This window comes from Streptomyces sp. 11-1-2, from assembly GCF_003595545.1.
In the GTDB taxonomy this organism is placed as follows: domain Bacteria; phylum Actinomycetota; class Actinomycetes; order Streptomycetales; family Streptomycetaceae; genus Streptomyces; species Streptomyces hygroscopicus_B.
The window spans coordinates 134705-160183 of record NZ_CP022545.1 but is presented as its reverse complement, the minus strand read 5'-3'; the positions used below and the strand labels follow the sequence as shown (position 1 = coordinate 160183).

General features: G+C 69.4%; 22 protein-coding genes and 1 pseudogene. 11 read left to right on the top strand and 12 right to left on the bottom strand.

Annotated features, from left to right (window positions below; genetic code table 11):
* Positions 1–40 precede the first annotated feature (40 nt).
* The gene (locus CGL27_RS00715; protein WP_119983789.1) at positions 41–706 is read left to right on the top strand and encodes a nitroreductase; all 666 of its coding nucleotides are present in this window, start codon (positions 41–43) and stop codon (positions 704–706) included.
* Positions 707–830: 124 nt separating this feature from the next.
* On the opposite strand, the gene CGL27_RS00710 is transcribed toward CGL27_RS00715, so the two are convergent.
* From CGL27_RS00710 to CGL27_RS00675, 8 genes are all read right to left on the bottom strand, one after another.
* Entirely contained in the window at positions 831–1049 is a 219-nt protein-coding gene (locus tag CGL27_RS00710; protein WP_119983788.1) for a hypothetical protein, read from the bottom strand.
* A 77-nt stretch (positions 1050–1126) separates the two neighbouring features.
* Positions 1127–2110, bottom strand: a complete 984-nt coding sequence (locus tag CGL27_RS00705) for a hydroxymethylglutaryl-CoA lyase (protein WP_119983787.1) — start codon at positions 2108–2110, stop codon at positions 1127–1129.
* A 114-nt stretch (positions 2111–2224) separates the two neighbouring features.
* Positions 2225–3022: an enoyl-CoA hydratase/isomerase family protein gene (locus CGL27_RS00700; protein ID WP_119983786.1), complete on the bottom strand. Its 798-nt coding sequence runs from the start codon at positions 3020–3022 to the stop codon at positions 2225–2227.
* Between the two features lies 1 nt (position 3023).
* On the bottom strand, positions 3024–4286 hold the full coding sequence (locus CGL27_RS00695; protein ID WP_205587573.1) for a CoA transferase: 1263 nt from the start codon (positions 4284–4286) through the stop codon (positions 3024–3026).
* 36 nt (positions 4287–4322) lie between these two features.
* Positions 4323–6479: a hydantoinase B/oxoprolinase family protein gene (locus CGL27_RS00690; RefSeq protein WP_119983785.1), complete on the bottom strand. Its 2157-nt coding sequence runs from the start codon at positions 6477–6479 to the stop codon at positions 4323–4325.
* Positions 6480–6507: 28 nt separating this feature from the next.
* Positions 6508–8568, bottom strand: coding sequence for a hydantoinase/oxoprolinase family protein (locus CGL27_RS00685; protein ID WP_119983784.1), 2061 nt, complete (start codon positions 8566–8568; stop codon positions 6508–6510).
* Positions 8569–8618: 50 nt separating this feature from the next.
* A complete protein-coding gene (locus tag CGL27_RS00680) occupies positions 8619–9893 on the bottom strand; it encodes a hydroxymethylglutaryl-CoA reductase, degradative (protein ID WP_119983783.1) in 1275 nt (424 codons plus the stop codon).
* A 124-nt stretch (positions 9894–10017) separates the two neighbouring features.
* The gene (locus CGL27_RS00675) at positions 10018–10524 is read right to left on the bottom strand and encodes an ATP-binding protein (RefSeq protein ID WP_159037638.1); all 507 of its coding nucleotides are present in this window, start codon (positions 10522–10524) and stop codon (positions 10018–10020) included.
* Positions 10525–10760: 236 nt separating this feature from the next.
* On the opposite strand from CGL27_RS00675, the gene CGL27_RS00670 reads away from it, so the two are divergent.
* Positions 10761–12737, top strand: coding sequence for a helix-turn-helix domain-containing protein (locus CGL27_RS00670; RefSeq protein WP_119983782.1), 1977 nt, complete (start codon positions 10761–10763; stop codon positions 12735–12737).
* 191 nt (positions 12738–12928) lie between these two features.
* Here CGL27_RS00670 and CGL27_RS00665 read toward each other — a convergent pair whose 3' ends face one another.
* Positions 12929–13780, bottom strand: a complete 852-nt coding sequence (locus tag CGL27_RS00665; RefSeq protein WP_240450291.1) for a transposase — start codon at positions 13778–13780, stop codon at positions 12929–12931.
* Here CGL27_RS00665 and CGL27_RS49715 point away from each other — a divergent pair.
* The 4 genes and pseudogenes from CGL27_RS49715 to CGL27_RS00650 all read left to right on the top strand — a co-directional run.
* Positions 13772–14104, top strand: a complete 333-nt coding sequence (locus CGL27_RS49715; RefSeq protein ID WP_162952827.1) for a phosphate/phosphite/phosphonate ABC transporter substrate-binding protein — start codon at positions 13772–13774, stop codon at positions 14102–14104. The genes CGL27_RS00665 and CGL27_RS49715 overlap by 9 nt on opposite strands.
* Before the next feature lie 120 nt (positions 14105–14224).
* Positions 14225–14593: a hypothetical protein gene (locus CGL27_RS00660; RefSeq protein WP_119983781.1), complete on the top strand. Its 369-nt coding sequence runs from the start codon at positions 14225–14227 to the stop codon at positions 14591–14593.
* Complete coding sequence (locus CGL27_RS00655; protein WP_162952826.1) at positions 14593–14901, top strand: hypothetical protein; 309 nt, start codon at positions 14593–14595, stop codon at positions 14899–14901. The genes CGL27_RS00660 and CGL27_RS00655 overlap by 1 nt, the downstream gene beginning before the upstream one ends.
* 531 nt (positions 14902–15432) lie before the next feature.
* Positions 15433–16279 (top strand): annotated as a pseudogene (locus tag CGL27_RS00650) (MFS transporter); the annotation flags it as partial.
* A gap of 209 nt (positions 16280–16488) precedes the next feature.
* Here the strand turns inward: CGL27_RS00650 and CGL27_RS00645 are convergent.
* Entirely contained in the window at positions 16489–17847 is a 1359-nt protein-coding gene (locus tag CGL27_RS00645; RefSeq protein ID WP_119983779.1) for an MFS transporter, read from the bottom strand.
* Positions 17848–17893: 46 nt separating this feature from the next.
* A complete protein-coding gene (locus CGL27_RS00640) occupies positions 17894–18205 on the bottom strand; it encodes a putative quinol monooxygenase (protein WP_119983778.1) in 312 nt (103 codons plus the stop codon).
* 173 nt (positions 18206–18378) lie between these two features.
* On the opposite strand from CGL27_RS00640, the gene CGL27_RS00635 reads away from it, so the two are divergent.
* From CGL27_RS00635 to npdG, 5 genes are all read left to right on the top strand, one after another.
* Positions 18379–19197, top strand: a complete 819-nt coding sequence (locus CGL27_RS00635) for a GntR family transcriptional regulator (protein WP_119983777.1) — start codon at positions 18379–18381, stop codon at positions 19195–19197.
* Positions 19194–20255 (top strand): LLM class flavin-dependent oxidoreductase, encoded by a 1062-nt coding sequence (locus CGL27_RS00630; protein WP_205587572.1) that lies wholly within the window; start codon positions 19194–19196, stop codon positions 20253–20255. The genes CGL27_RS00635 and CGL27_RS00630 overlap by 4 nt, the downstream gene beginning before the upstream one ends.
* Before the next feature lie 48 nt (positions 20256–20303).
* The gene (locus CGL27_RS00625) at positions 20304–21029 is read left to right on the top strand and encodes a transglutaminase family protein (protein WP_119983776.1); all 726 of its coding nucleotides are present in this window, start codon (positions 20304–20306) and stop codon (positions 21027–21029) included.
* 95 nt (positions 21030–21124) lie between these two features.
* Positions 21125–22534 (top strand): NAD-dependent succinate-semialdehyde dehydrogenase, encoded by a 1410-nt coding sequence (locus CGL27_RS00620; RefSeq protein ID WP_119983775.1) that lies wholly within the window; start codon positions 21125–21127, stop codon positions 22532–22534.
* 43 nt (positions 22535–22577) lie between these two features.
* A complete protein-coding gene (gene npdG, locus CGL27_RS00615) occupies positions 22578–23291 on the top strand; it encodes an NADPH-dependent F420 reductase (protein WP_119983774.1) in 714 nt (237 codons plus the stop codon).
* A gap of 536 nt (positions 23292–23827) precedes the next feature.
* Here the strand turns inward: npdG and CGL27_RS00610 are convergent.
* Entirely contained in the window at positions 23828–25228 is a 1401-nt protein-coding gene (locus tag CGL27_RS00610) for an IS701 family transposase (RefSeq protein ID WP_240450290.1), read from the bottom strand.
* Positions 25229–25479: the final 251 nt, after the last annotated feature.

Genomic DNA, 25479 nt, shown 5'->3' with positions numbered 1-25479 from the left:
GTGGCTGGCGGGGCCAGAGTCGATATGCAGGGAGCTTGTCTTGGACGTCTACGAAGCGGTTGCGAGCCGACGGGCGGTGCGCCGGTTCAGCGGGGAGCCCATCCCCCGGGAAACGTTGGAACGTGTGTTGTCCGCCGCAGCCCGATCACCGTCCGGGGCGAACCTCCAGCCCTGGCACGTCTACGTGCTGACTGGCGCGCCGCTGGCGGAGCTGAAGAAACGCACCGCCGAGCGGGTGGCCGCAGGCGACCCCGGGGACGAGCGGGAGTACCGGATGTACCCGCCCGAACTGAAGTCTCCGTACCGGGAGCGCCGATCCGCCGCCGCGGAGCAGCGCTACGCCGCGCTTGGAATCGCACGCGAGGACCGACGGTCGCGTGAGGCGGCCGTTGCCGCGAACTGGGACTGCTTCGGTGCGCCCGCGGCCTTGTTCTGCTACATCGACCGCGACATGGGACCGGCCCAATGGGCTGACCTCGGCATGTACCTGCAGACCATGCTGCTGCTGCTGCGTGCCGAGGGGCTGCACAGCTGCCCTCAGATGGCGTGGTCGGTGTACTGCCGGACCGTCGCGGAGACCGTGTTGCCCCCATCGGGACTGATCCTTTTCTGCGGCGTGTCCATCGGGTTCGAGGCCCCGGTCGCGTGTCACGACCGCATCGACCGGGCCCCGCTCGCCGAGACGGTCACTTTCGTCGAGGGTTAGGGCGTTCCTGCCGTCAGCTCCGGTAGCGGGGCGGGATCGCCGCTCTTCCCGCCCCGCTACCGGTCCGCCGCCTGGGGTCGACCCGCCTGAAGCCCCGGACCTGCGAGCCACGCGTTCCAGCGGCTCATGATGCCGATCCCGCCATGTCTGAGGTGCTGTCGACCGCGTGGCGGGGGCCGGGCATGGTGGCTGGCAGCAGGTCGAGTTGCTTGTCTATGTCGAGGCGGGGAGTGCCGTACGGGTTGATGTTCGACCAGGACAGTGTGGTCAGGCCGCGTCGGTCCTCCTTGGTCCAGGTCGGTTCGGCGGGGACCTGGTGAAGCAGGAGCGTGTTGACGTGCATGAGCGCGGACTGGTGCTGGTGCAGGGCGGGTATCGAGGTCTCGGCGTGCTCTTTGTCCGGGCCGGTGTGCGCTCTGATCAGCGCGGATGAGGATTCTGGTACCTATAGTGTCGGGCGAGGGCGGTGACGACGCGGGAGGGGCTCGGGCGGCCGAGGTGATGGGCCATCCACCGGCTCGTGGCCGCCAGCGCGTTCAGATCGACCCCGGTGTGGATGCCGAGTCCCCGCAACATCCACACCAGGTCCTCCGTGGCGAGGTTGCCGGTGGCGCTGCGGGCGTAGGGGCAGCCTCCGATACCGCCGGCAGAGCTGTCGAACTCGGTGACGCCCGCTGTCAGCGCGGCGTGCACATTGGCGAGGGCCTGGCCGTAGGTGTCGTGGAAGTGAAGGGCGGTCCGCTCCAGGGGGATGCCCAGTCCCCGTACGGTGTCGAGGAGTTCCAGGACATGGCCGGGGGTGCCGGTACCGATGGTGTCTCCCAGGGACAGGGACGTGCAGCCCATGTCGAGGAGCCTGCGGGCGACCGAGGCGACCTTGCGGGGCTCCACATCGCCCTCCCAGGGGTCGCCGAAGCACATCGATACATAGCCGCGTACCGGCAGACCCGCGGCACGGGCCCGGCGCGTGACGGGTTCGAGCATCGCCAGCACTCCCTCCACGTCCCGGGCCAGGTTGTTCTTCGCGAAGGACTCCGTCGCGCTGGCGAAGACGGCGATCTCCCGGGCACCGGCGGCCAGTGCCCGCTCCAGACCCTGGTCGTTGGGAACGAGCACCGGGAGGCGGATGCCATCGAGGGGGCCCACGGCGGTGAGCACCTCGTGTGCGTCGTCGAGTTGGGGTATCCACCGGGGGGAGACGAAGCTGGTGACCTCGATGGTGGTCAGCCCCGCGTCGACGAGCCGCCGGACGAACTCGGCCTTGACGGCGGTGGGGACGCGGACGGCTTCGGCCTGGAGGCCGTCGCGCGGGCCGACCTCGTAGATGCGGACCTGTTCGGGCATGCCCTGCTGAGGAGCGATGCGGGGCAGTGTGTCGGTGGACGAGGTGGTTTCGGATGTCATGGCGTCCCCGTCAGGCGGTGGGAAGGGCGAAGGGGGCGGGCCACGCGGAACGCCGCGGGCGGCGACGGACGTCCGGCGAAGGCGGACGGCGGGCGACGTTCCTGCGTGGAGCCGTTATGCGGGGGGCTTGTTCACGTTCCGGCGGGAGGGGAAGTCGGGCGGACGGCGTTCGGCGAACGCGGCCAGTCCCTCATGGGCGTCCGGGGAGGTGAACGCCCGCTGCCCGTACAGCGCCTCGCTGTGGAATGCCTGGTCCTGCGGGAGGCCCCCGAGACGCAGCACCGACTCCTTGATCGTCTCCAGGGCGGTGCCGCTGCGGGCGGTGAGCCGGTGTGCCCGGTCCATCGCCGCCTCGAGCAACCGTTCGGCCGGTACCACGGCGTTGAGCAGGCCGTACCGCAGGGCGGTGGCCGCGGTGATCCGGTCGCCGAGCAGCATCAGCTCCATGGCCCAGACGTAGGGGATCTGCCGGGTCAGCCGCGTCAGGGTGCCGCCGGCCGGGACGACTCCGACACCGCTTTCGGGGAGCCCGAACTCGGCCGTGTCGGCGGCGATCCGCAGGTCCGTGGAGAGCATGATCTCGAATCCGCCGCCGAGGCAGAGCCCGTTGACCGCCGCGATGACCGGCTTGAACAAGGTGGTGTGTTTCTGGTGGGCCCCGTCCCATCGGGAGATGTCGAACCGCCCTTCGGCGAGCGCGGGGATCGATTCGGTGAGATCGGCGCCGACGCAGAAGGCACGGTGCCCCGCGCCCGTGAGGACCGCGACGCCGATCGACTCGTCGTCGCGGACCTCGTCGAAGGCCGCTCCCAGCTCCTCGTACATCGCCAGGGTCAGTGAGTTCAGTTTCTCCGGCCGGTCGAACCGGATGAGCGCGACCGGTCCGTCACGGTCGAGGGTGATGCCGCTCATCTCAGACCACCCCCGACTCGCGCAGGGCGCGGATGTGTTCCTCGGAGAGGTCCGCGAAGGCGCGCAGCATCTGGTCGGTGTGTTCGCCGACCTGGGGAGCCAGTCCCCGGGGCCGGGCCGGGGTGACGTCGAGTTTGACCGGTGTGCCGACCATGCGCAGTGGTCCGAAGTCCGGGTACTCGACGTCGACGATCATGTCCCGGGCCTGGATCTGGGGATCCGCGATGACCTCCCCGATGTCCTTGATGGCGCTCAGCGGCACGAGGTCGCCGGCGAGTTCCTCCAGTTCGAGCTTGGCGCGATCGGCGAACCACCTGTGCAGCAGCGGCCGTACCCGGCGCTGGTAGACCTCCGGGGTGAACCGCTTGGCCATCGTGTTGATCTCAGGGTCGGCCGCCAGTTCGGGTTCGCCGAACATCTCGCACGTCAACCGCCAGAACTTGTCGGTGTAGCCGCCGAAGAAGACGAAGCCGTCCTTGCACGGATAGAGCTCATAGGGTTTGACGAATGGATGCTCATTGCCGAGGGGAGCCGGTACCTTGCCCTCGACGGTGTGGGAGACGACCGCGTTCTCGGTCAGGCTGAGCACCGAGTCCTGCTGGGAGATGTCCACCAACTGCCCTTCACCGGTGCGCTCGGCGTGCCGCAGCGCGGCGAGCGTGCCGATCACGGCGTAGAGCGTGGCCGACAGGTCGCCGATGATGGTGCCGACCCGGACCGGCGGGCGGTCGGGGAAGCCGTTCATCGACCACAGACCGCCCGTGGCCTGCGCGCTGTTGTCGTACGCGGGCTTGCGCCGGTACGGGCCGGTCTGGCCGTAGCCGGAGATCGCGGTGTAGACCAGCCGCGGATTGACCTTCCGCAGCTCGCGGTAGCCGACGCCCAGCTTGTCCATGGTCCCGCCACGGAAGTTCTCGACCAGGACGTCCGCGCGGCTGACGAGCGTGCGCAGCAGTTCCTTGCCCTCGGGCCGGGACAGGTCCAGGGTCATGCCGAGCTTGTTCCGGTTGTACTGGGCGAAGAACGCGCTGAACGCCTCGCCCTCGGGCGAGGTCAGCAGCGGGGGGAACTCGCGCGCATAGTCCGGGTCTTTCGGATTCTCGATCTTGATGACCGTCGCTCCGAGATCCGCGAGCATCATCGAGCAGAACGGCCCGGCGACCACCCGTGTGATGTCGAGGACCACGACCCCGCGAAGCGCCCCGTGTGCGGGACCGCCCGGCAGGACGGCACCGAGGTCGAACCTGGTGTTGAACTCCGTCACGCGACCACACCTCCTTTTTCGAATACCGCTGTGGAATCAGCCGGTGGTGGCGGCTTCGACCCGGATGCGTGCGTCGAGCAGGGTGCCGCAGCGCGGGCTGTAGAACTCATCGAGGAGCACTCGCTGCCCGTTGTCCCGGGGGCGTACGCGGACGCCGTACTCGCCCAGCCGGTCGGCGGCCACCCGCGTGGTGACGATGGCGTCCTGCCGCCAGTCGTCCTTGGTGCTGATCAGGGCACCGCTGGCCGGGCAGTACCAGCCGTCCGCGGCATGGCGGGGCGCGGATGCCCCGGCGGCGGCGTCGGCGGCGACCGGCGCGGTCGGGTCCCCGCCGATCCGGGCGGCGCGCATCGCCTCGCGTGCGCGCGTCGTCGCGGCGGCGTCCACGGCACCGTCGGCGAGCACCACCCCGTAGACGGCGGATGCCGTGTGGTCGGTGATGTACGCGTCCCGGACGTCCTCGGCGACGCGCCGCGGGTCACGCAGGAGGGGGTCTCCGTACCCGCCGCCACCGGCGATCCACTGGACGAAGACATCGGCGGCCGAGATCCTTACCGAGGACTGGTTGATGGCCAGCAGGTCCCGCACATCGCAGGCGAGGCTGTCGTCGGTGGGCACGGTGCCCGCGGCGAGCAGACCGGCGATGTTGGACCGGCGCAGGATCTCGTGCCCGCTGCCCCCGCCGGGAAGCCCGCCGCCGTATCCGTCGGCGACCACTTGGGCGCTGGGGGCGAACACGGTCTGCGTGGCGGAGGGCGCACCGTGCAGGGTCCAGGCGAACTCCAGTCCCAGACCGCCGCGGTGGGCCCCGTGCCCGGCGCTGGCGATGTTGAGCCGTTTCCACAAGTAGAGGACGGGATAGAGCATCTCGTTCATCTCGACGTCCGGGAGCATGTTGTTGACCTGCGTCATCATCCCGGCGCAGTCCAGACCGTCGGTGTCCGGCTGGGCTCCCGCCCCCATGCCGCCGCCGTCCATGTTGAACAGCACGAAGTACTCGCCGTCGTCCGAGGTGCCGGCCGAGATGCCGCCGGTCCACGAGTCGGCCCACACACCCTGGGTGCGGCCGCGGACGGTCTCGTCCGCGCTGCCCCGGCAGGCGTCGTTCATCAGCTTGGTGACCAGCCGGCTGACGCGGGCGCCGGTCGTCAGATGCCCGTTGCTGATCGGGGCCGGGGGAGTGGGGTTGACGATGGAGCCCGGCTCGGCGATGACCTCGAAGGCGGTCATGACGCCCTCGTTGAACGGCACGTCCCAGGCGAGGATGGGCACGACCGCCGTGGCGACGCTTCCGACGAGGGCTCCGTAACTACAGTTGACGAAGCCGTCGGTCTGCTCGCTGGATCCGGTGAAGTCGAATGTGATCTGCTCGCCCCGCTTGGTCATGGCGCAGGCGACGCGGTACAGCTCGTCGGCATGGCCGTTGTGCTCGGTCCACTCCTCGGCCGTGTACGTTCCGTCGGGGATCTTCGCGACACGGTCACGGACCACCTGCTCCGCCAGCTCGAAGCTGAGCCGGGTGTACTCGCGGAAGTCGTCGAGCCCGAATTCCCCGATCGTGGCGAGAAGCCGCTGGATACCGGTGTTGTTGCTGGCCACCAGGGAGCGCACATCGTTCCAGAACAGCGCGGGCACCCGGACGTTGTTGAGCAGGATGCGCCGCACCCATTCGACGGGCTCGCCCTTTTCGAAGATCTTCACGCCCGGCGGGAGCCGGAGCGCCTCGCTGTAGCAGTCATAGGCCCCGGGGGCGAAGCCGCCCGGCGTCATACCGCCGACGTCGACGAGATGGGCCTGGGACTGCGCCCAGCCGATCAGCTCGTCACCGTGGAAGATCGGTGAGATCACATTCGTGTCCGGCGGGTGGCTCGCACCGGCGGTGTGCGGATCGTTGCAGATGAAGGCGTCACCGGGGGCGAGTGGCTCACCGGCGATCTCCCGGACCAGATTCTGCACGGCGACGCTGCCGGAGCCGATGTGGAACTGGACGTAGTCGGAGTAGGCGTAGATGCGGCCGGTCGGGTCGAACAGCGCGGTGTTGAAGTCGCCGGCCTCGGTGATCACCGGCGAGCCGGACGAGCGGATCATCGCGATGCCCATCTCCTCGACGATGGAGTCCAGACGCATACGGATGACCTCGAGCGTGACGGGGTCGAACCCGGCGGGAAGCCGGCCGGTGGCGGATTCGGTCATGTGGGTCTCCTGGATCGGGCCGTGGCGTTCAGACGGACGGCTGGAGCCGGATGAGGAAGTGGCCGGCGTCGGTCAGCTCCACCGTGGCTCCGGTGGGCACATAGACGGTGGTGTCGGGCTCCTCCAGCAGACACGGGCCCTTCGCCCGCGCCAGCGCGGCGAAGCCGCGGTGCACCTCCACCTCGGTCCGTGCTCCGGTCGCCGGTTCGAGGATGGTGCGGCGCAGCAGCGTATGGGTCTCCCCGTCGGCTTCCACGATCTGCCGGACCTGCTGGACGTCACTGCGGCCGACCGCGCGCACCCGGGAGTTGACCAGCAGGATATCGGTCTCGGTCCAGGCCGTGCCGGCCCCGAACTCGGTCTCGTAGTCGGCGATGAACCGCGCGCGCAGTTCGTCCTTGTCCGCCTCGGTGAAGGTCCCGCCCTTCAGCCGAGTGGTGACCTCGAAGATCTGGCCGACGAACTTCATGTCGGCCTCGCGGAACAGCTCCCGCCGGTCCTCGGGGATGCCCTCGGCGTCGAACCACGCCCGCGCGCGCCGCTCCAGGGCCTGGAACTCGCGGTCCAGGTCGGCGGCCGGCTGCCGCATCGTCCAGGGGCTGGTCCGCACGGCGGAGAAGACGGAATCGGCGTGCATGAGTCCGTAGGCCGAGAACACCGCGGCGTTGCGGGGGATGACGAGTTCGCTCACCCCGATCTCGGCGGCGATGCTCGCGGCGAACAGGCCGCAGGCGCCGCCGAAACCGACGAGGGTGAACTCCCGCGGGTCATGGCCGCGGTTGACGGTGATCTTGCGCAGCGCGTTCGCCATCTGGGAGGTGGCGAGGCGGTACACGCCCTCGGCCGCGGCGTCCTCGGTCAGTCCGAGGGGCTCGGCGACATGTGCGCGCAGTGCCTCGCACGCCAGGTCCTCGTACAGCTCGACGGTCCCGCCGAGGTAGTAGCCGGGGTTGATCAGGCCGAGTACGAGTGCGGCGTCGGTGACCGCCGGGCGGGTTCCGCCCTTGCCGTAGCAGGCGGGACCGGGAGTGGAGCCCGTGCTGTGCGGACCGACCCGGAGCAGGCCACGGCCGTCCACCCAGGCGGCGCTGCCGCCGCCGGCGCCGATCGTCTCGATGTCGACGACGGTCAGACTCGTCGGCAGACCGCCGATCTCGGCCCGCGGGAGCAGCCGGAACTCATCATCCATGATCGCGGCGGCATCCAGGCTGGTGCCGCCCATGTCGGCGGTCAGCACCCGGCGCCTGCCCAGTTGCTGCCCGAGCAGACGGGCGCCGGTGACGCCGCCGACCGGCCCGGAGTTGAACATGGAGATCGGCGCCTTGCTGGTCTCCTCGACCGACAGGAACCCGCCGTGGACCTGCATGATCTGCACACGGGCACGCAGGCCGCGGGCGCGCAGCTCCTCGGCGAGGTGGTCGAAGTGCGAGGCGACGAGCGGTTTGACCGCGGCGTCGAGCGCCGTGGTGACCATGCGTTCGTACTCACGGTAGACCGGCGTCAGGCTGCTGGAGAGGGTGAACGGGACGTCCGGGTGGTTCTCCCGCAGATACCGGCCGATGGCCTGCTCATGGGCGGGGTTGCGGAACGACCACAGCAGACATACGGCGATGGCTTCCGCGCCCGTGGCGAGCGCGGTGTCCACCGCTGCGGCGATGGCCTCCGGCCGCAGCGGCACAAGGACCTCGCCGTGGGCGTCGACGCGTTCGGCGACCTCGATGACGCGGCCGCGCTCGACGATGGTGGGCGGTGGCAGCATTTTATGCGGGTCGCGCTCGTCGGTCCGCGCCGACCGGGCGATCCGCATCGTGTCGCGGAACCCCTGCGTCGTGAGGAGCGCCACCGTGGCGTACTTCTGCTCGTCGACCGCGTTGGTGACGATCGTGTTGCCGAGCACGAACCGGTCGACGGCCGGGTAGAACTCCTCCTCGGACATGCCCGCGCGCTCCTGGAGCACGGCCAGCGCGCCCAGGATGCCGGTGGTGACGTCCTTCGTCGAGAACGCCTTCCCGCGGACCGCGCGGCCGTCGAGGACCGCGACCGCGTCGGTGAATGTGCCACCGACGTCGATACCAACCTGTAGTGCCATGTCTCAGCGTCTCCCTTGGCTCAGATTCGTGCAGGCGGTGAGGCGAGGCATCAGCCCTCGCCGCGCAGCTCGGCGAGGACTTTCTCGGCATGGTCGGCACGCACGGCCCGGTCGGTGATCAGCCGGGCGACCACGAGCGGCAGTTCCTCGGGGGTGGCGCCGGCGGTGACGGCGACATTGCGGGCGTGCAGCGACATATGGCCGCGCTGGATGCCCTCGGTCGCCAGAGCCCGGACCGCGGCGAGATTCTGTGCCAGGCCGACGGCGGTGATGACTTCGCCCAGCTCGCGGGCCGTGGTGACGCCGAGCAGGGCCACAGCGGCCTGCGCGACCGGGTGCACCTTGGTGGCCCCGCCGACCAGGCCGACCGCCATCGGCAGTTCCAGCGCGCCGACCAGGTTGCCGTCGGAGTCCTTCTCGAAGTGCGACAGGGACGTGTACCCACGGTACCGGCCGATCGCGTGCGAGTGGGCGCCGGCTTCGACGGCGCGGGTGTCATTGCCGGTGGCCAGCACGACCGCGATGACGCCGTTCATGATCCCCTTGTTGTGGGTGGCGGCGCGGTACGGGTCCGCCTCGGCCAGAGCGGTGGCGTGCACGATGTCGTCGACCACCCCAGGCCCTCCGAGCGCGTCGGCGTCGAACACCGCACGCGCCCGGCACAGCCGCAGGTCTGCCTTGTTGCTGAGGATCCGCAGCAGCGTGCGCCCCCGGGCGATCTCCCCGACCCGCCCGGCGATCGCCTCGGCCATGGTGTTGACGGCGTTGGCGCCCATCGCGTCGCGTACGTCCACGATCAGGTGCAGCACCACATAGGTGCATCCGGGAGCGTCGACCAGATGCACATCCACATCCCGGACGCCGCCGCCGAACCGGAGGAGCTGAGGGTCCTGTGCGTCGGCCAGCGCGATGAGCTCCTCACGCGCCTCGAGCAGGCGTAGCCGGGCGGTGTGCGGATCGGCGACATCGAGGACCTGGATCTGCGCCCGCATGAGCGCTTCCGTGGTCGAGGTGGTGAATCCCCCGGTGACGCGGGCGATACGGGCGGCGTTGCTGGCCGCGGCGATCACCGATGGCTCCTCGGTGGCCATGGGGATCAGATAGTCGCGGCCGTTGACGGTGAAATTGGTGGCCACGCCCAGCGGGACGCCGAGGACACCTATGGCGTTCTCGACCATGTGGTCGGCCTGCTCAAGGGTGAGGCCGTACTCGGGATCGAGCACCTCCAGACTCTCCGGCTCGACCGCGGCACCGCGCGCGATACGGGCGCGGCGCTCACTGATCGACAGGTCCTTCACACCGGAAAGCCTGCTGTTGACTGCCATGGATCCTCCTGCTTTCGGTGACGAGCTCAAGGGGAGACAGGCCCGGCGGAGCGGGGGGGGAGCAGCGGCATGGCTCCCGGGGGCGTGACGGTCAGGGCGGCGTCGGGCGCCGCGACCGCCCGTTTCACCACCCGGCCGGCGACCGGCGACCGGGCAGGTCCCGCGGATGTCCTCGCTGAGCGGGAAGCGGAATCAGCAGCTCGGCGCGGACGGCCGTGCCCTGCGAGTCCCGCTGAACCCGGCATGTTGTGGCGTAGGCGTGGACCAGGCCCAGCCCCCGCCCATCCACCATCTGGTCGGGCACCCCGGTGCCAGGGCACCGTTCCCGCCAGGTGCCGGCGTCCCTGACCTCGACGGAGGCCGTGGAGCCGTCGACCGTCAGCAGCAGGCTCACCTCGGAGCTTCCGCTGTGCAGCACGCTATTGGTGACCAACTCCGTGGCGATCACGCGCAGTGCGTCGATGGTCTCCTCGGGTGCCCCCCACCGTGTCGCCACGTCGCGGGTGAAGGCCCGCAGAGCGGGAACCGCCCGGGGCTCCACGCCCATGGAGCACATGGCGGACCGCTGCCGGGGCGCGGCCCCGCCGCACCGGCGGCGGTAGGTGGGTTGGAGTAGCTGTTCATCGATCATGATCATGTCCTGCGGTGAAGAGTCCGTCGTCACGCCGGAGAGTCACACTGTGGTCGAGGTGGGCACCGGGCCCTGCGGTACGGCCTGTGAACAGCAGATGTTCATGGGATGACGCCGCTGTCACACCTCAGACTTTAGATACGCCGGGTAACAGCGACCATGTACCATGAGTACACGGTGCAAAGTTTTCAATGGGTGATTCACACAGGGTGGGCAGGGCGGACAGGGTGGTGGACATGGGAGCGCCCCGGGAAACCGAACGGGCGGCACGGCAGGCCGACGTCCCGGTGACCGCTGTCCTGGCCCTGCTCGATCTCGCCGCGAAAGGCCCCCCGGACGAGCCCGACGCCGTGACCGACCTGCTGCTCACCGAGCATCTCGACACCGCCACGGCCACCCAGGTGGGCCGCCGGGTTCGCGAGCTCCAGGGCGCGATGGCCCGGTCGCACCGGCGCGGACAGGAACTGGCCGCTCTGTTCTCCAGCGCACGGGAACTCGCCGAACTGCACGACGTGGATCTGCTGATCACCCGGCTGGTACGGCGCGCCCACGACCTGGCCGGAACCGATGTCACCTATCTGTCCGAGTTCGACGAGACCACCCGTGAGCTGAGGGTCCGCTCCACCGCCGGGGCGGTCGCCCCGTCCTTCCAGAAGCTGAGGGTGCCGCCCCATATCGGTCTGGCCAGCAAGATCGTCGAGTCCCGCGCTCCGCAGTGGACCTCACGCTATGAACAGCTGCGCGATGTGCCCCATGACGACAGCATCGACAACGCCGTCCGCGCGGAGGGCCTCGTCTCCATCGTGGGCGTCCCGCTGATCGCCGGCGGCCGGGTCCTGGGAGTGCTGTTCGCCGCCAATCGCACCGAGCACGCCTTCTCCCCGGAAGAGGTCTCGCTGTTGTCGGCTTTCGCCGACAACGTCGCCGTCGTACTGCAATCGGCCCGTCTGCTCACCCAGGCCCGCGACGCTGCCGCCGAGACACAGCGCGCCTATGACGCGCTGGCCGACCACGTCGAGGCGATGGAACGCGCCGGCCGGGTGCACGAGGAGCTGACCGCCGCGGTTCTGCGCGGAGGCGGCGCCGCGGATGTCGCGCGGACTCTGGGAGCGGCACTGGAGCGGCCCGTGGTCATCCTCGACGAGACCTATGCCGTGCTCGCCGCGTCCGACGACCGGAGCACCGCCTCGGTGATCGACCCGCCCGCCGTCCGGTCGGCGATCACCGACAGCCTGCGCTCCGGACGCTGCACTCCGCTGGACCCGCCGACCGGCGAGTTCCACACCGCGGTCGCCGTGCTGGCCGGAGAAATGATGCTCGGCGGCCTCCTCATCGGTGACGGCACGGTCGAACTCGGAGCGGTGGAACAGCGGACCATCGAGCGCGCCGCACAGATCACCGCGCTCCTCACCCTGAAACAGGACGCGGTCCTCCACGCCGAAGACCATGTGCGCGGTGAGCTTCTCGGTGACCTCGTCAGTCCCGACGCCCGGCGCCGCGCGAGCCTGCCCGCCCGGCTGCGCGCCCGCAGACTGCGCCCGGACGACCTGCGCACCGTCGTCATCACCGTGGTGGCGCCCGAACAGCGCCGTGCCGCGCTGCGGGCCACCCAGACGGCGGCCGCGCCGTCCGGCCTGGCGGGCGAAGTGGACGGCGTCGTCACACTCGTCGTACCGGAAAGCGACCCCCAACGCGCGGCGACCGCCGTCCGCGACCGCCTGTGTGCCGCGACGGGGGTCGGCGAGGTGCTGACCGTGGCCGCGCCCCCCGCGGAGAGCCTCGACGAACTGAGCGCCCGTTTCACGACGGCCCGGGATTGCAGCCGGGTGCTGACCGCCCTCGGCATCGAGGCGGCCGCGGTCGCGGCCGACGCCTACCTGCCGTACACGACCCTGTTCGCCCACGACCCCACCAGCGTGCGGCAGTTCATCGATCGCACCATCGCCCCCGTCCGGCGCTGGGACGCCGAACGGGGGACCGATCTGCTCGCCACCCTCCACCACTTCGTGGACTGCAACGCCAGCCCCGCCCGCACCGCGCGGATGATGGGCGTGCACAGCAACACCGTGCTACAGCGGCTCGACAGGATCACCCAACTGCTCGGCAGCACATGGCGGGACGCGGAGTCGTTCTTCCGCATCTCGGTGGCGGTGCGCCTGCACACCCTGTCGGAAACTCTTCGAAGCTCCTCACATCCGCTCCGGCGTCCCTGACAGGAGCCCATCCAGGCGAGTGGAGCGGAGCGGCGTCAGGAGTAGAAGCGCACGTAGTCGAAGCGTGCGGTCACTCCCTCACCGGCCAGGGAGACGAGACCGATGGAGGGGTCGGAGCCGGCGGGCAGATGCCAGACCTGTGCCGTTCAGAAACTCGTCGTTCCTGGTCAGACACCCCATGACGTTTGAGGTCAAGCGGCATGGGGGTGTGTGTGGTGCGCCCAAGCGGTCACTTCGTCGTAGTGGCTGCGGGTCTTGAGGCATCCGTGGAGGATGCCGACAAACCGGTTTCCGACCTGGCGGAGGGCGGAGTTGTAGCCGGCTCCGCGGGCTCGCTGCTTGTCGTAGTAGCGGCGGGCACCAGGTGAGACCCGCAGGGCTGAGAACGCCTGGCGCTGGAGGGCCTCGGCGAGCCGGTTGTTGCGCACGTAGCGGGCCTGGACGGTGCGGCTCTTGCCGGAGGCCCGGGTGACCGGACTGGTTCCGGCGTAGTTCTTGCGGGCCTTGGCGGATGTGTAGCGGGTGGGGTCGTCTCCGAACTCGGCGAGCACCCGGGCGCCGGTGATCTCTCCGATACCGGGCATGGAGAGGTAGATCTCAGCGTCCGGGTGCGCGAGAAAATGTGCCTTCACCTGATCTTCCATCGCGGCTATCTGCTCGTTGAGGGCGACCAGGAGACGGGCGTGAGCGGTCGTGGTGGCCCCGTAGGCAGCGGCCACCGGCTCGGGCAGCTGCAAGTGCTTCTCGCGCAGCGCGGCCTGGATTGCCCCGGCCTTCTGGTCCCGGTTGTGGCGTCGCGCGCGGGCCAGGACAGCGGTGATCTGGGTGCGGGTCAGTCTTGCCGCCGCCTGCGGGGTGGGCGCCTTGATCAGCAGTTCCAGCGCGTCGGTGCTGGTCAGCTCCAGGCTCGCGTAGGCGTTCAGGGCGGCGGGAAAGTACTCGCGCAGCGTGTTGCGCAGCCGCTGGAAAGTACGGGTGCGCTCCCAGATCAGGGTCGGTCTGGAACTGGAGCTGATCCAGTTCGGGTGTCCCCGGTGGGCCAAGGGCCCACCGGGCAGGACTGGGGCGAACTCCTCCTCGCCGGGGAAGTCGACGTCATCGGGGAGAACTACTGGGGACTGCAGAGCTACCGCGCCATCGGCCAGCCACTGCTCTGCCTCGCCTCAAACACCCACACCTGGAATGAGAAGCTCCTTGTCGCCCCCGGCATCGAGTCGCTCGACGACCTGCGCGCCAAGCGCTTCGCGCTGCGCTCGCCCGGCCCGCAGGCTCTGCTGCCGAAAGTGTGGCTGGCCGACATCGGGCTCGCCCCTTCGGCCGAGGTGCACACCTACTCCGACCAGGAAGTGGGCCGTTGGAGCCACTGAACAAAGGTCGCCGACGGCACCTGTCAGGCGTGCTTCGTCACCAACCTCTATGCCGACTCCGCGCTCGCAGCCGGACTGACCGAACTGCCTTATCCGGAGATCCCGTTCGAAGGTGGGAACGTGACCCTCACCGTCACCGAGCTCCTGGCCTCCACCAGACCTGCGGTGGTCCAGGCGCTTGTGGATGCCACGTTCGACGCCACGGAGACCTTCCGGTCCCAACCATCCACCGTCCTCGACATCATGCGGACCGAGTCCGCTGAACTCCTCGCCACCAACCTCGGCGAACTGGACGACAACCGGCTCGAGGACATCTACCACGTGCTGGCGAGCGAACTCGCGGACAGCCCGATCCCCACACCCGAGGGCATCGGCAACGCCCGGCGCATCCGCCTGGGAACCGCGCCCGAACTGGACGACTACAACCCGGTGATCATGTGGGACCTCAGCTTCGCACGACGCACCCTGGCCCGGAGGGCGAGCGACTGATGCGAGCAGTGGTGATGAGGGAACTCGGCGGGCCCGAAGTGCTGTGCATCGAGGACCGCCCCGCTCCTGCCCCGGCTGACGACGAGGTCGTCGTGGAACTGCGCCACGCCGCTCTCAACTACCACGACATCCTGCTCCGAGAGTCGGGGCTGGGCACGGAACTGCCGCTGGTCATCGGAGTGGACGGTGCGGGCGTGGTCCGTGGCACAGTTGAACCGGGTCCCTCAGCAGCCTCCGCTCCACGACGCCTGCCTACCCGCCGGGGTCGCTACACCGCCGCGGACGGCATCGGCTCCTGCCGCCGGTGAACCCTGCATGGCGCCGGTGCCAGCAGATAGGTAACTCCCGCTCGCGGAGGCAAGGTTGTCCGTCCTGCTGGCCCAATCCCTGCATCCCCGCCCGTCAGCAGTGGCCTCTATACTGCGCCGCCAGGCCGACTCCATTCCCGTGACAGCATCGGCCTGGCGGCGCTCACACGGTGACGCGTCAGACCGGCGCGCGCCCGCGCGCCACCCACTTCCGCCCCGGTCACCGGGTCGGCCAACAAGAACTGGCGCGGTCCCAGTCGGCCATCTTGCGGCGAACCGCCGCGCGCTGCGGACCCGCGACCCTGGATACCCCCTGCGCGGCATGGCGCGGTCTGCATCCCTTGCACGACGGTGCGTCCCGTGGCGCAGCCACACGTGAACATACTCTGAAGGTATCTGGGAAGACTTTTTCGATCTTCGACAATACCGCCGCCGGAATCGACTATGCACGCTGTGCACCCTCCCCAGGCATCCTCCACCGCCCTGACCCACACTCTCCAGCAACGTCGGCTTATCCTGGCGATCTGCTGCATGAGCCTGCTGATCGTCAGCTTGGACAACACCGTGCTGCAGATCGCACTGCCGGCTCTGCAGAAGGACCTTGACACCTCTTTGTCGGGTCTGCAGTGGACCATCGACGCTTACACCCTGGTGCTTGCCTCGCTGTTCATACTGGCCGGGTCCACAGCGGACCGGTTCGGACGACGGCGCGTGTTCATGATCGGCCTGGTTGTCTTCACCGTCGGTTCCGCACTGTGTTCGCCCGCCCCGACACTGGAGATGCTGGTCGTCTTCCGCATGGTGCAGGCCGTCGGCGGGTCAATGCTCATCCCGGTTGCCATGTCGATCATCACCAGCCCCTTCACCGACCGGCGTGAGCGTGCCCGCGCCATCGGTGTCTGGAGTGCGGTCGTGGGCCTGTCCATGGCGGCTGGCCCGCTCGTCGGTGGCCTCCTCGTGGACAGCGCGGGCTGGCACTCGATTTTATGGCTGAACCTGCCCGTGGGCCTGGCGGCACTCGTCCTGACCCGCCGGTTCGTGCCCGAATCACGCGCTTCCGCAGCCCGTCGTCCCGACCCGGCCGGCCAGATCCTGGTCATCGCCCTGCTGGGTGTCCTCACGTACGCGATCATCCAGGCACCCGGCCACGGCTGGACCTCCGCCCCGACTGTGGCCATGACCGGCCTCGCCCTGGCACTTGGTGCCGTGCTGTCCCGCTACGAACTGCGGCGCAGCGATCCGCTCGTCGAGTTGAGGCTCTTTCCGGTCCGCTCCCTTCACCGGCGGCGCCGTGAACGTCCTGAGCGGCTTCGGTGCTCTGAGCGGTTTTCTCTTCCTCACCACCCTCTACCTGCAGACTGTTCGCGGCCTCAGCGCACGCGGTCCGCAGCGACGGCCCGGGCGTGATCCGCGCAGCCCTCGCCGCTCACCAGAGGGCCTTGCTGGAGCATGCGGGTCGGGGCGGCTGCGGGCCTGATGCAGCCCGGCACCAGGGCGAATTGGGTGGGGCTGGCCGGCGGGAGATCTCCGGCTGGCCCCACCGGCTGCCGTTGTGCGGTCGTGGCCGGTGGGGCCCTGGTGGTTGGTTCAGCGGGGGAGTGGTTGTCCCTTGGTCTCCGGCCCGACGAACCAGGTGGTGCCGATGGCGATGAGGTACGGCACGACTCCGACGATGGTGGCCGCGGTGGTGATCCCGCCGAGCAGGCTGATGAGCATTCCGGTGCCGAGGACGACCAGTGCGCCGGCGAGTCGGGCGGAGTTGAACACCGACGAGATCGCAGTGGCCCGTCCTGAGGTGGGGAACAGCTCCGGCATGTAGATGGGCATCCAGGCGAACTGGCCCAGGATGAAGAATCCCGCGGCTGCGGCCACGACCAGTGCCATCTGCGGGGTGTGGACGGCGAAGAAGAAGACCGGGACGATTGCCGCGGAGCCGATGTAGTAGAGGAGCATGGTGGGTTTTCGGCCCCAGCGGTCGGCCAGGTAGCCGAGCAGGAGGTATCCGGGCACGGACGCTGCGTTGAACACCAGGCCGGCGTTGGCGCCCCAGCGGGTGCCCGTCTCGCCTGCCTCCCTGGCGAGTTGGATGGTGTATTGGGGGATCCAGGCCGATACGGCGTACAGGCCGATGACCGATACCACGGTCAGTACCAGCAGCCGCAGCCCGCGGCGGCGCAGGTGGGGTTCGCTGAAGACAGCGGTGAAGGGGGAGCGCAGGAGTTCCCTGTCGGCGGCTGTGGCGGTGCCGGCGTCGTAGGCGGCCTTGGCCTTGAGCCGGCGATCGCGGACGGAGATCCACAGCTCCGGGTCACGGACAGCCCGCCGGACGTAGAGAACGATGAGCGCCGGGAGCGTGCCGACGAGGAAGAGATAGCGCCAGGCGTTGTCGCCGACGGGCTGCAGCAGGAACCAGGCCAGCGCGGCGATGACCGCGCCGACGCCGAAACCCGACTGGAGGAACGCGGCGGCCCGTCCGCGTGAGCGGTTCGGCCAGAGCTCGCCGATCAGGGCGGTGGCGCTGCCCCATTCCGCTCCCAGTCCCATGCCGGTGATGAACCGCAGGACGAGCAGCCACCAGTAGTCGGGCGCGAGAGCGGTCAGGCCTGTGAAGAGCGCGTACCAGAAGATGGAGATGATGAGTGTGCGCCGGCGGCCAAGCCGGTCTGCTGCGAATCCGGCGAGGATCCCGCCGAGCGCCCAGCCGGCGAGGGTCGCCGCGACCAGGCCGCTGACGTAGGCGGGGAGGTCTGCCAGCTGGACGTCGGTGCCCACTGCCGTGACGGCCGCAGGGCCGACCAGGACAAGGGCGTAGGTCTCGAAGCCGTCGAAGGTCCATCCCAGCCAGGACGCGAACAGCGCCCGGCGGCTGCTCTTGTCGATACGGCGCACGGTGGGGGACGGGTCCAGATTTGTGGGGGGCGGCACGTCGTGCTGCAGGTCGGACATGGTGCTCTCCTTTGAGCGGTCGCGCGACGTCATGACGTGCCCGTCATCAGCCGATCACGTTGACCGGGGTGAGGACGGATACGTCGACCGGCTTGGCGAGCAGGTCGGGCAGCTGGGCGCGGTAGGCCTTGTAGTGCGGTGTCGCGCGGTGAGCCTCCAGGGCTGCGGTGTCCTCGTAGCGCTCCAGGAGGACGAAGTCCGAGACCTCTGCCTGGGTGGTGTAGAGATCGTAGGAACGGCAGCCCGGCTCCGACCGGGTCGGGGCGATCATCCCTTCCAGCAGGGTCCGCAGCTGCGGAGCGCGGTCTGCGACCGGGGTGAAGCGGGCGATCACGGTTACATGGTTCTGGTCTGGCACCGGAGGCTCCTTTGGTCCTGGGTGGGGCCACTTGCATCCACCCGTGGTAAGACGTTATAAAACGTCTTATGAAGCGAGTCAAGGGTTCGGCGACCCCGCCGGCCGTGACACCCGAAGGCGGTGGTATCCGCCGGAGTGCGCGGCCAGGTTCAATACGACTTATGACATCTGACATGGGGAACGAACCCCGCTTCGACCTCCCGGCCGACGGAATCCGGATCGAGCGGGGCCGGACATCGGCGACGACGCAGCTGGCCGAGCAGATCAAGGCACTGATCCTCAAGCAGCAACTGCCGCCGGGGACGCGCCTGCCCACGGAACGGGAGCTGATGGCGGAGACCGGCCTGAGCCGTATCACGGTGCGTGCTGCAGTGGGCGCGCTGGAGTCACAGGGCTGGGTGGTGCGCAAGCAGGGGCTGGGCACCTTCGTCTCGGAACCGGTCGACCAAGAGCTGTCCTCCGGCGTGCACACCATCACCGAGGTGCTGCTCGGGCAGGGCGTCACCCCGCACATCGATGTCCTGAGCTTCGGGACCGAACCCGCTCCGCCCCAGGTCGCGCAGCTCCTCGGTGAACCCGAGGTGCTGACGATCCGGCGCCGGTACGGAGACGGAGAGAAACCGGTCGCGCTCGTCACGATCCACCTCCCGACACGGGTGCTGGAGGCGGCCGAGCCGCTGCGCTTCGATAAACCGGTCACCGAGACCACGTACACGATGTGGGAGCAGCGCCTGGGCGTGCGTATCGCAGAGGCCCGGCACCAGATCCATGCAGCCGGCGCCTCCCCGGACGTCGCCGCGGCACTGGAGATCGACGAGTCCGCGCCCGTGCTCGTCCTGGAGCGGGTCAGCTACGGCCACGACGACCGCCCGCTGGAAGTCGTGGTCTTCCACTACCGCCCGGAACGCTACGGATTCACCGTAACGCTTCCCCGCGCCGTCTCGGGCGCCCCGGTCGGCATGACCGACATGACAGAAAGGCGACGTCCATGATCAACGACGATCTCTCCGGCGCAGGCCCCGCCCAGGAGACCGGGCCCCATGTCGGGCTGATCCTGGCCCTGACCATCCGCGGCCTCGCCGTGGGCAACTATCCCGACATGGTCCGCGCCGCGCAGGCGGCCGAGTCCTACGGATTCGACTCCGTGTGGCTGTGCGACCACTTCCTGACCCTCAGCCCTGACGACTACGTCCGCGACGCGGGCATCGCAGCCGGACCCGAGACGGACACCGAAGACCAGCAGAGCAGGCCGTCGTCCGTTCCGCTGCTCGAATGCTGGACCGCCCTGTCGGCCCTGTCCCGCGACACCACCACCGTGCGCCTGGGCACCAGTGTGCTGTGCAACTCCTACCGCTACCCTGCCGTGCTCGCCAAGATGGCCGCCACCCTCGATGTCATCTCCGGCGGCCGACTGGACCTGGGCATGGGAGCGGGCTGGTTCCAGCAGGAGTACGAGGCATACGGCATCCCCTTCCCCTCGACCGGGGACCGGGTCACCGCGCTCGGCGAGTCGCTCCAGGTGATGCGCCAGGTGTGGACCGACCCGCACCCGGCCTTCCACGGCGACTTCTACAGCATCGACGGGGCGGTCTGCGATCCGCCCCCGCTCCAGCAGCCGCATCCGCCCCTGTGGGTGGGCGGCGAGGGGCTGCGGGTCCACCGCATCGCCGCCCGGCACGCCAACGGCGTCAACGTCCGATGGTGGCCCGCCGAGAAGTGCGCGGAGCGCCGCGCGCTCCTGGACCGTGAGTGCGAGGCGATCGGCCGCGACCCCGCATCACTGCAGCTGTCGATCACCACTCTGCTCGCACCGACCGACTCCGCCGCGCAACAGGACGAACTGCGGGTCCGGTTCAAGTCGATCCCGGAGACCGGGCTCATCACCGGAACACCGCAGGAATGCATCGAGCGGATCCGCACCTACCAGGACGCGGGTATCGGCCACTTCCTGTTCACCATCCCCGACGTCGCGGACTCCACCTACCTCGACATCGTCGGGGAACAGATCCTGCCCCACATCAAGCCCGCACGGCACGCACAACCCGCCTGATCCAGCCGCACGACCCGAAACACCAGCGACTCAACGAAGGGCTGATCCGTGACCTCCGAGACCACCACTGCCGACAAGGCGTACCTGCAGCCGACCGCCTACATCGACTCCGACCACCCGATCGTCGTGTCCACCGCACGCGAGCTGACCGACGGCGCCACCACCGACACGGACCGGCTGGGCCGCATTTACCACTACGTCCGTGACATGCCCTACGACATCCTTGCCTCCTTCCGCTATCTCGCCCAGGGCGAATCGGCGGCCAGCGATGTCCTCGCCCACGGCATCGCGTTCTGCATGGGCAAGGCCAGCTCCTTCGTCGCTCTGTCCAGGGCCGCCGGCATCCCCGCCCGCATCGCGTTCCAGGCGCTCGACGCCCCGAAGATGGAATTCCTCTCACCGGAGGTCCGCACCCTGTGGGGTGGACCGGTCGGACGCCCGCTGCCCTGGCACTCGCTCGGCGAAGCCTTCCTCGACGGCCGGTGGATCAAGCTGGACGCGACCATCGACGCGCCCACCGCGACCCGCCTGGGCAAGCCCTACACCGTGACCTACGACGGCCGCACGGACATCCCGACCGTCGAGGGGCCCGTACTGCGGGACAACGGCAGCTACGCCGACTACCCCGCCGCAGTGGCCCAGTGGTACGAGCAGGTCGCCCACGAAGTCCTCGAAGCACTGGACTCGGAAGCCGCACATGCGCGGGTCGCCGGCGACGACGTCCTGTGGAGCGGCCCAGACCCGGAACTGGTCCGCCGAAGTGCCGCTGCCTGAGCCGGCCACACCACGGGCACCCCGGGAGAACGACCGCCGGACCTGCCTGCCCCCCTCGCGGCACCATCACGTCTACCCAGGAAGCGAGACCGACCATGGCCGTCCGCCAGATCAACTCCGTCAACCCGGCCACCGGGGACGTCGTCGCCCGGTTCGACCCACACTCACCGGCAGGCATCGACGCGGCACTTGAGCATGCATCCGTCGCGGCCGGGCAGTGGCGGTCGATGCCGGTGCCAGCGCGCGCCGGACACCTCAAGCGGGCCGCCGCACTGCTGCGCGCCGAACGGGACCGGCTCGCCGCGCTCATCACCGAGGAGATGGGCAAGCCCATCGCCGAAGCGGAAGCCGAGATCGACAAGTCCGCATGGTGCTGCGAGTACTACGCCACACAGGGCCCGGAACAGCTGCTCCACCAGCCCGTGGCGACCGGGGCCGCCCGCAGCCACATCGCGTTCGATCCGCTGGGCCTGGTCCTCGCGGTCATGCCCTGGAACTACCCGCTCTGGCAGGTGTTCCGATTCGCGCCGCCCGCACTGCTGTCAGGCAACGGGATCGTGCTCAAGCATGCCTCGAACGTCCCGCGCTGCGCCCTGGCGATCGCGGACATCTGGAACCGGGCCGGCTGCCCGGCCGGGCTGTTCACCACACTGCTCGTCGGCCCTGACGCGGTACCGGACCTCATCGCCGACCCGCGCATCCACGCCCTGACCCTCACAGGCTCGACCGAAGTGGGCTCCACCGTCGCCGCGATGGCCGCCCGACACCTCAAGCCTCAGGTCCTCGAACTCGGTGGCTCCGACCCCTTCATCGTCCTCGCGGACGCGGACATCCCGGCCGCCGCGGCGGCAGCGGTCAGCGCGCGCATGCTCAACACCGGGCAGAGCTGCATCTCCGCCAAGAGGTTCATCGTCGAGGAAGCAGTCGCCGAGGAGTTCACCGACGCCTTCGCTGCCGGCGTCGCCGCACTGACCGTGGGCGACCCCTTCCGCCGCGACGTGCGGATCGGCCCTCTCGCCCGGTCCAGTCTCCGCGACGACCTCGTTGACCAGGTCCAGCGCAGTACTGCAGCGGGCGCCCGTATCGTCACCGGCGGCACGGTCCTCGACGGCCCTGGCTACTTCTACGTGCCCGCTGTCCTGGACCAGGTCACCCCCACGATGGCCGTCGCGGCGGAGGAGACGTTCGGACCGGTGGCAGCCGTCGTCTCCGCGAAGGACTGCACGCAGGCCGTCGAGATCGCCAACACCACCGAATTCGGGCTCGGCGCCGCGCTCTGGACAACCGACCTCGAACGCGCCGACCGCCTGATCCCCGGTATCGAGGCCGGCGCGGTGTTCGTCAACGGGATCGTCGCCTCCGACCCCCGCCTGCCGTTCGGCGGCATCAAGCGCAGCGGCTACGGGCGCGAGCTGGGCGTCTTCGGACTCCGTCAGTTCACCAACGTCAAGAGTGTGTGGATCGGACCCGCACGCAACGAGCAGCCCTACCCTCTCAGCGAATGACCGGCCCCGCCCCGGTCCGTAAACAGCGAACGAAGGCGATCCCATGACAGGCACTCAACTGGACCTGCCCACCGACGCGAGTACAGACCACGCCAGCACCGTCGCCATCGTCGGCGGCACGGGCGCCCTCGGTCTCGGACTCGCCACCCGGTGGGCCCGCACAGGCATCAGCGTCCGCATCGGGTCCCGGCGCGCAGACGCGGCGAAGACCTGCGCGGACGGACTCCCCGGCGCACTCGGCGGAGACAACACCGCAATGATTGAAGGCGCCGAAGTGGTGGTTGTCACCGTGCCTTTCAGCGCCCACGTCGAAACGATGCGCTCCATCGCGAAAGTCATCCAACCGGGACAACTGCTCATCGACACCACAGCACCCCTCCTGCCCGTCGGCCCCCGAGGCCTGCGCCCGATCGTCCCCTGGGCGGGTTCGGCCGCTGAGCAGGCACAGGCCCTGCTGCCGGACGACGTAGGAGTGGTATCGGCCCTCCAGACGGTCAGTGCCGCCACTCTGCAGGACACCGAACGCCGACTCGACGAGGACGTACTGCTCTGCGGCGACCACAAGGCCGACAAAGCCGTGGCCGCAGCCCTCATCGACCGCATTCCCGGTCTGCGCGCCGTCGACTGCGGCCCGTTGGACATGAGCGGCGTCTGTGAGCGGATCACGGCCCTGTTGATCGGAGTCAACAGGCGCTATAAAACCCACACCGGCATCCGGCTGACCGGACTCCCCGCAACTGCCGCCCCCTCGGCATGAACCGGCCAGAGCCGCGCCCTCCGCACGCTTGCGCACGACGCGACGCGGATACACGCACTCGGCCCCGGCGATGCACGGCCCACGAGACCCGCGCACACGGGCAGGACACCGGCCCTGTACCTCCCATCGGCACCTCGGGCAGGCCGCCCCGCAACCGCACATGAGCCCGATGGCCGCACGTAGCCGGTGCCTCGCCGCGCGGCTCGCTGACCGGCAAACCCTGCTTCTCCACGACCGGAGCCCTTCGCCGGGCTCCGGTCACACCCATGCCCCGCTGCCTGCGTGCGGTCTCGTGCCCTACGGCCACCCAGCGGCAGGGCGGGCCGGTGCGGTGCCCAGCACACATGCATGATCGCGCGGACCACACGGGCAGCGAGCAGATGCATCCAGCACAGCGACCAGGTACGGAAATTCTGGGCCACCTGGTGCGGATTTCCGTTCCTCACCGGCCTGCGGGCGGCGAGGAACGACGCACCGCCTCGCCGTTCCGGCCCCTGTGACGGCCCTCATGACTCACTCACCTTGACCTGATGGTCCTACCGGTAGTTCGTTAAATCCGGCGGTAGAGGTCGATGCCGTGTCCTGTGGTGACCGCGTTGATCAGGGCCTGGAGGTCGGGGGGTGGGTCCTTGTCCGTCCAGGCTTGCCACCATCGGGTGAGGACGATGGCGGGGGTGAGCCAGGAGCGGATGGCGCGTAAGGCCCTGGGCCAACAAGGTTGTTGGGGCTGGTGGGACGGAGCGGGTCCCCCTCTCTGGCCCTTCGTCGGGGCAGGGGTCCGGGGCGGTGGAGTCCAGGGGCCCTGGTGGGGTAAACCATTGGTCCCAGCAGAAGGAGAAGGCGCAGTTGACCAGGGTCTGGTGGCGGCGCATGGCGCGGTCGGAGCGGACTTGGAAGTCGGCCCAGCCGAGTTCGTCCTTGACCTGCTTGTAACTCTGCTCGATCCAGGGCCGCAGGCTGTAGAGGCGGACGATCTCGGCAAGGTCGGCCGGCGGGTGCGGGCTGGCGGCGTGGGGTGCGTCGGGGTGGGGCAGGTTGGTGGCCAGGTACCAGGTGGCCTTCTCCGGCAGGCCGGCTGGGTCGGTGGTGGCCACGACCAGTCGGCAGGGTGAGTCGGGTCCGTAGCCGCCCAGGCGGGCATCGGCGGCCCACCAGGTCTCGGTGTGCCCGTCGCGGAAGTGACGCTCCACGGGCGTCCAGTCGCTGGGACGCCTGGCATCGCGCCAGGTCAGGGCATGGGCGGCTTCGATGGGAGTGTGCGGCTGGTCTGCCGGAGCCCAGGTGCCGCGGTGCGGCTTGAGGGCCACCACGTAGGCCAGGCCGGCCTGGCGCAGTGCGAGGTACCAGGTGTCGCTGACGGAGTAGGCGCAGTCGGCGACCACCGCGCGGCAGCCGAAGCCCGCCTCCTTCCCGCGGGCCGCGAGGGCGGCGGCCAGCTGCGGTTTGGTGCGGAAGGCCGGGTCGGCGCGGCCGCGGGCGAAGTGGTGGGCGGGGGTGTAGGGGGTCGCGTGCAGCGGGTAGTACACACGGCCGTCGGTCCACACCGTGGTCACCGTGACGACACCGTTGTCCGTCTTGCCCAGCCGGCCCAGCCACTGCCTGCCCACGTGTGCGGTGGCTGTGCCGTCCTTACGGTCCCCGGAGTCGTCGATCACGATGACCCCGCCATCGTGCGGAGCCGTCGCCGGCTCCTCGCGCAGCAGCTCAAGCCGTCGGTCGTTGACCTGCTCGGCCTCCCAGGGCGACTCGGACAGGAAGAACTGCAGCCGCTGTACCGCCGGCATCCCCGCACCGGCCACCGGCTCCGCCTCTGCCAGACAGGTGATCGTCTTGTTCCGCTCCCGTGGCGCCAGCAATCCGGTCAGATACTCGCGAAAGCCCCGCCGCTGGGCCAGGCTGAAGAAGAGATCGTCGAACCGAGCCGCGTAGTCCTCCAACGGACCCGGCGCAGGCGGACACGGACGGCGAGCGGTCATCTTCAGCCCCCCAGCAAGACAGTTCACTCCTACCACCGGCCTACGACCAACCCGACCTGCCGTCAACCCACACCACCGCCGGATTTAACGAACTACCGGTAGTGACGCGTTCCGCAGGAAGCCCACAAGTCGACACCTATGGCCCGGTATTGCTGGCCCGACTGTCGGTCGGGGTGGAAGCGGTCGGGTTGCTCCTGGTCGCGACGGAGCCA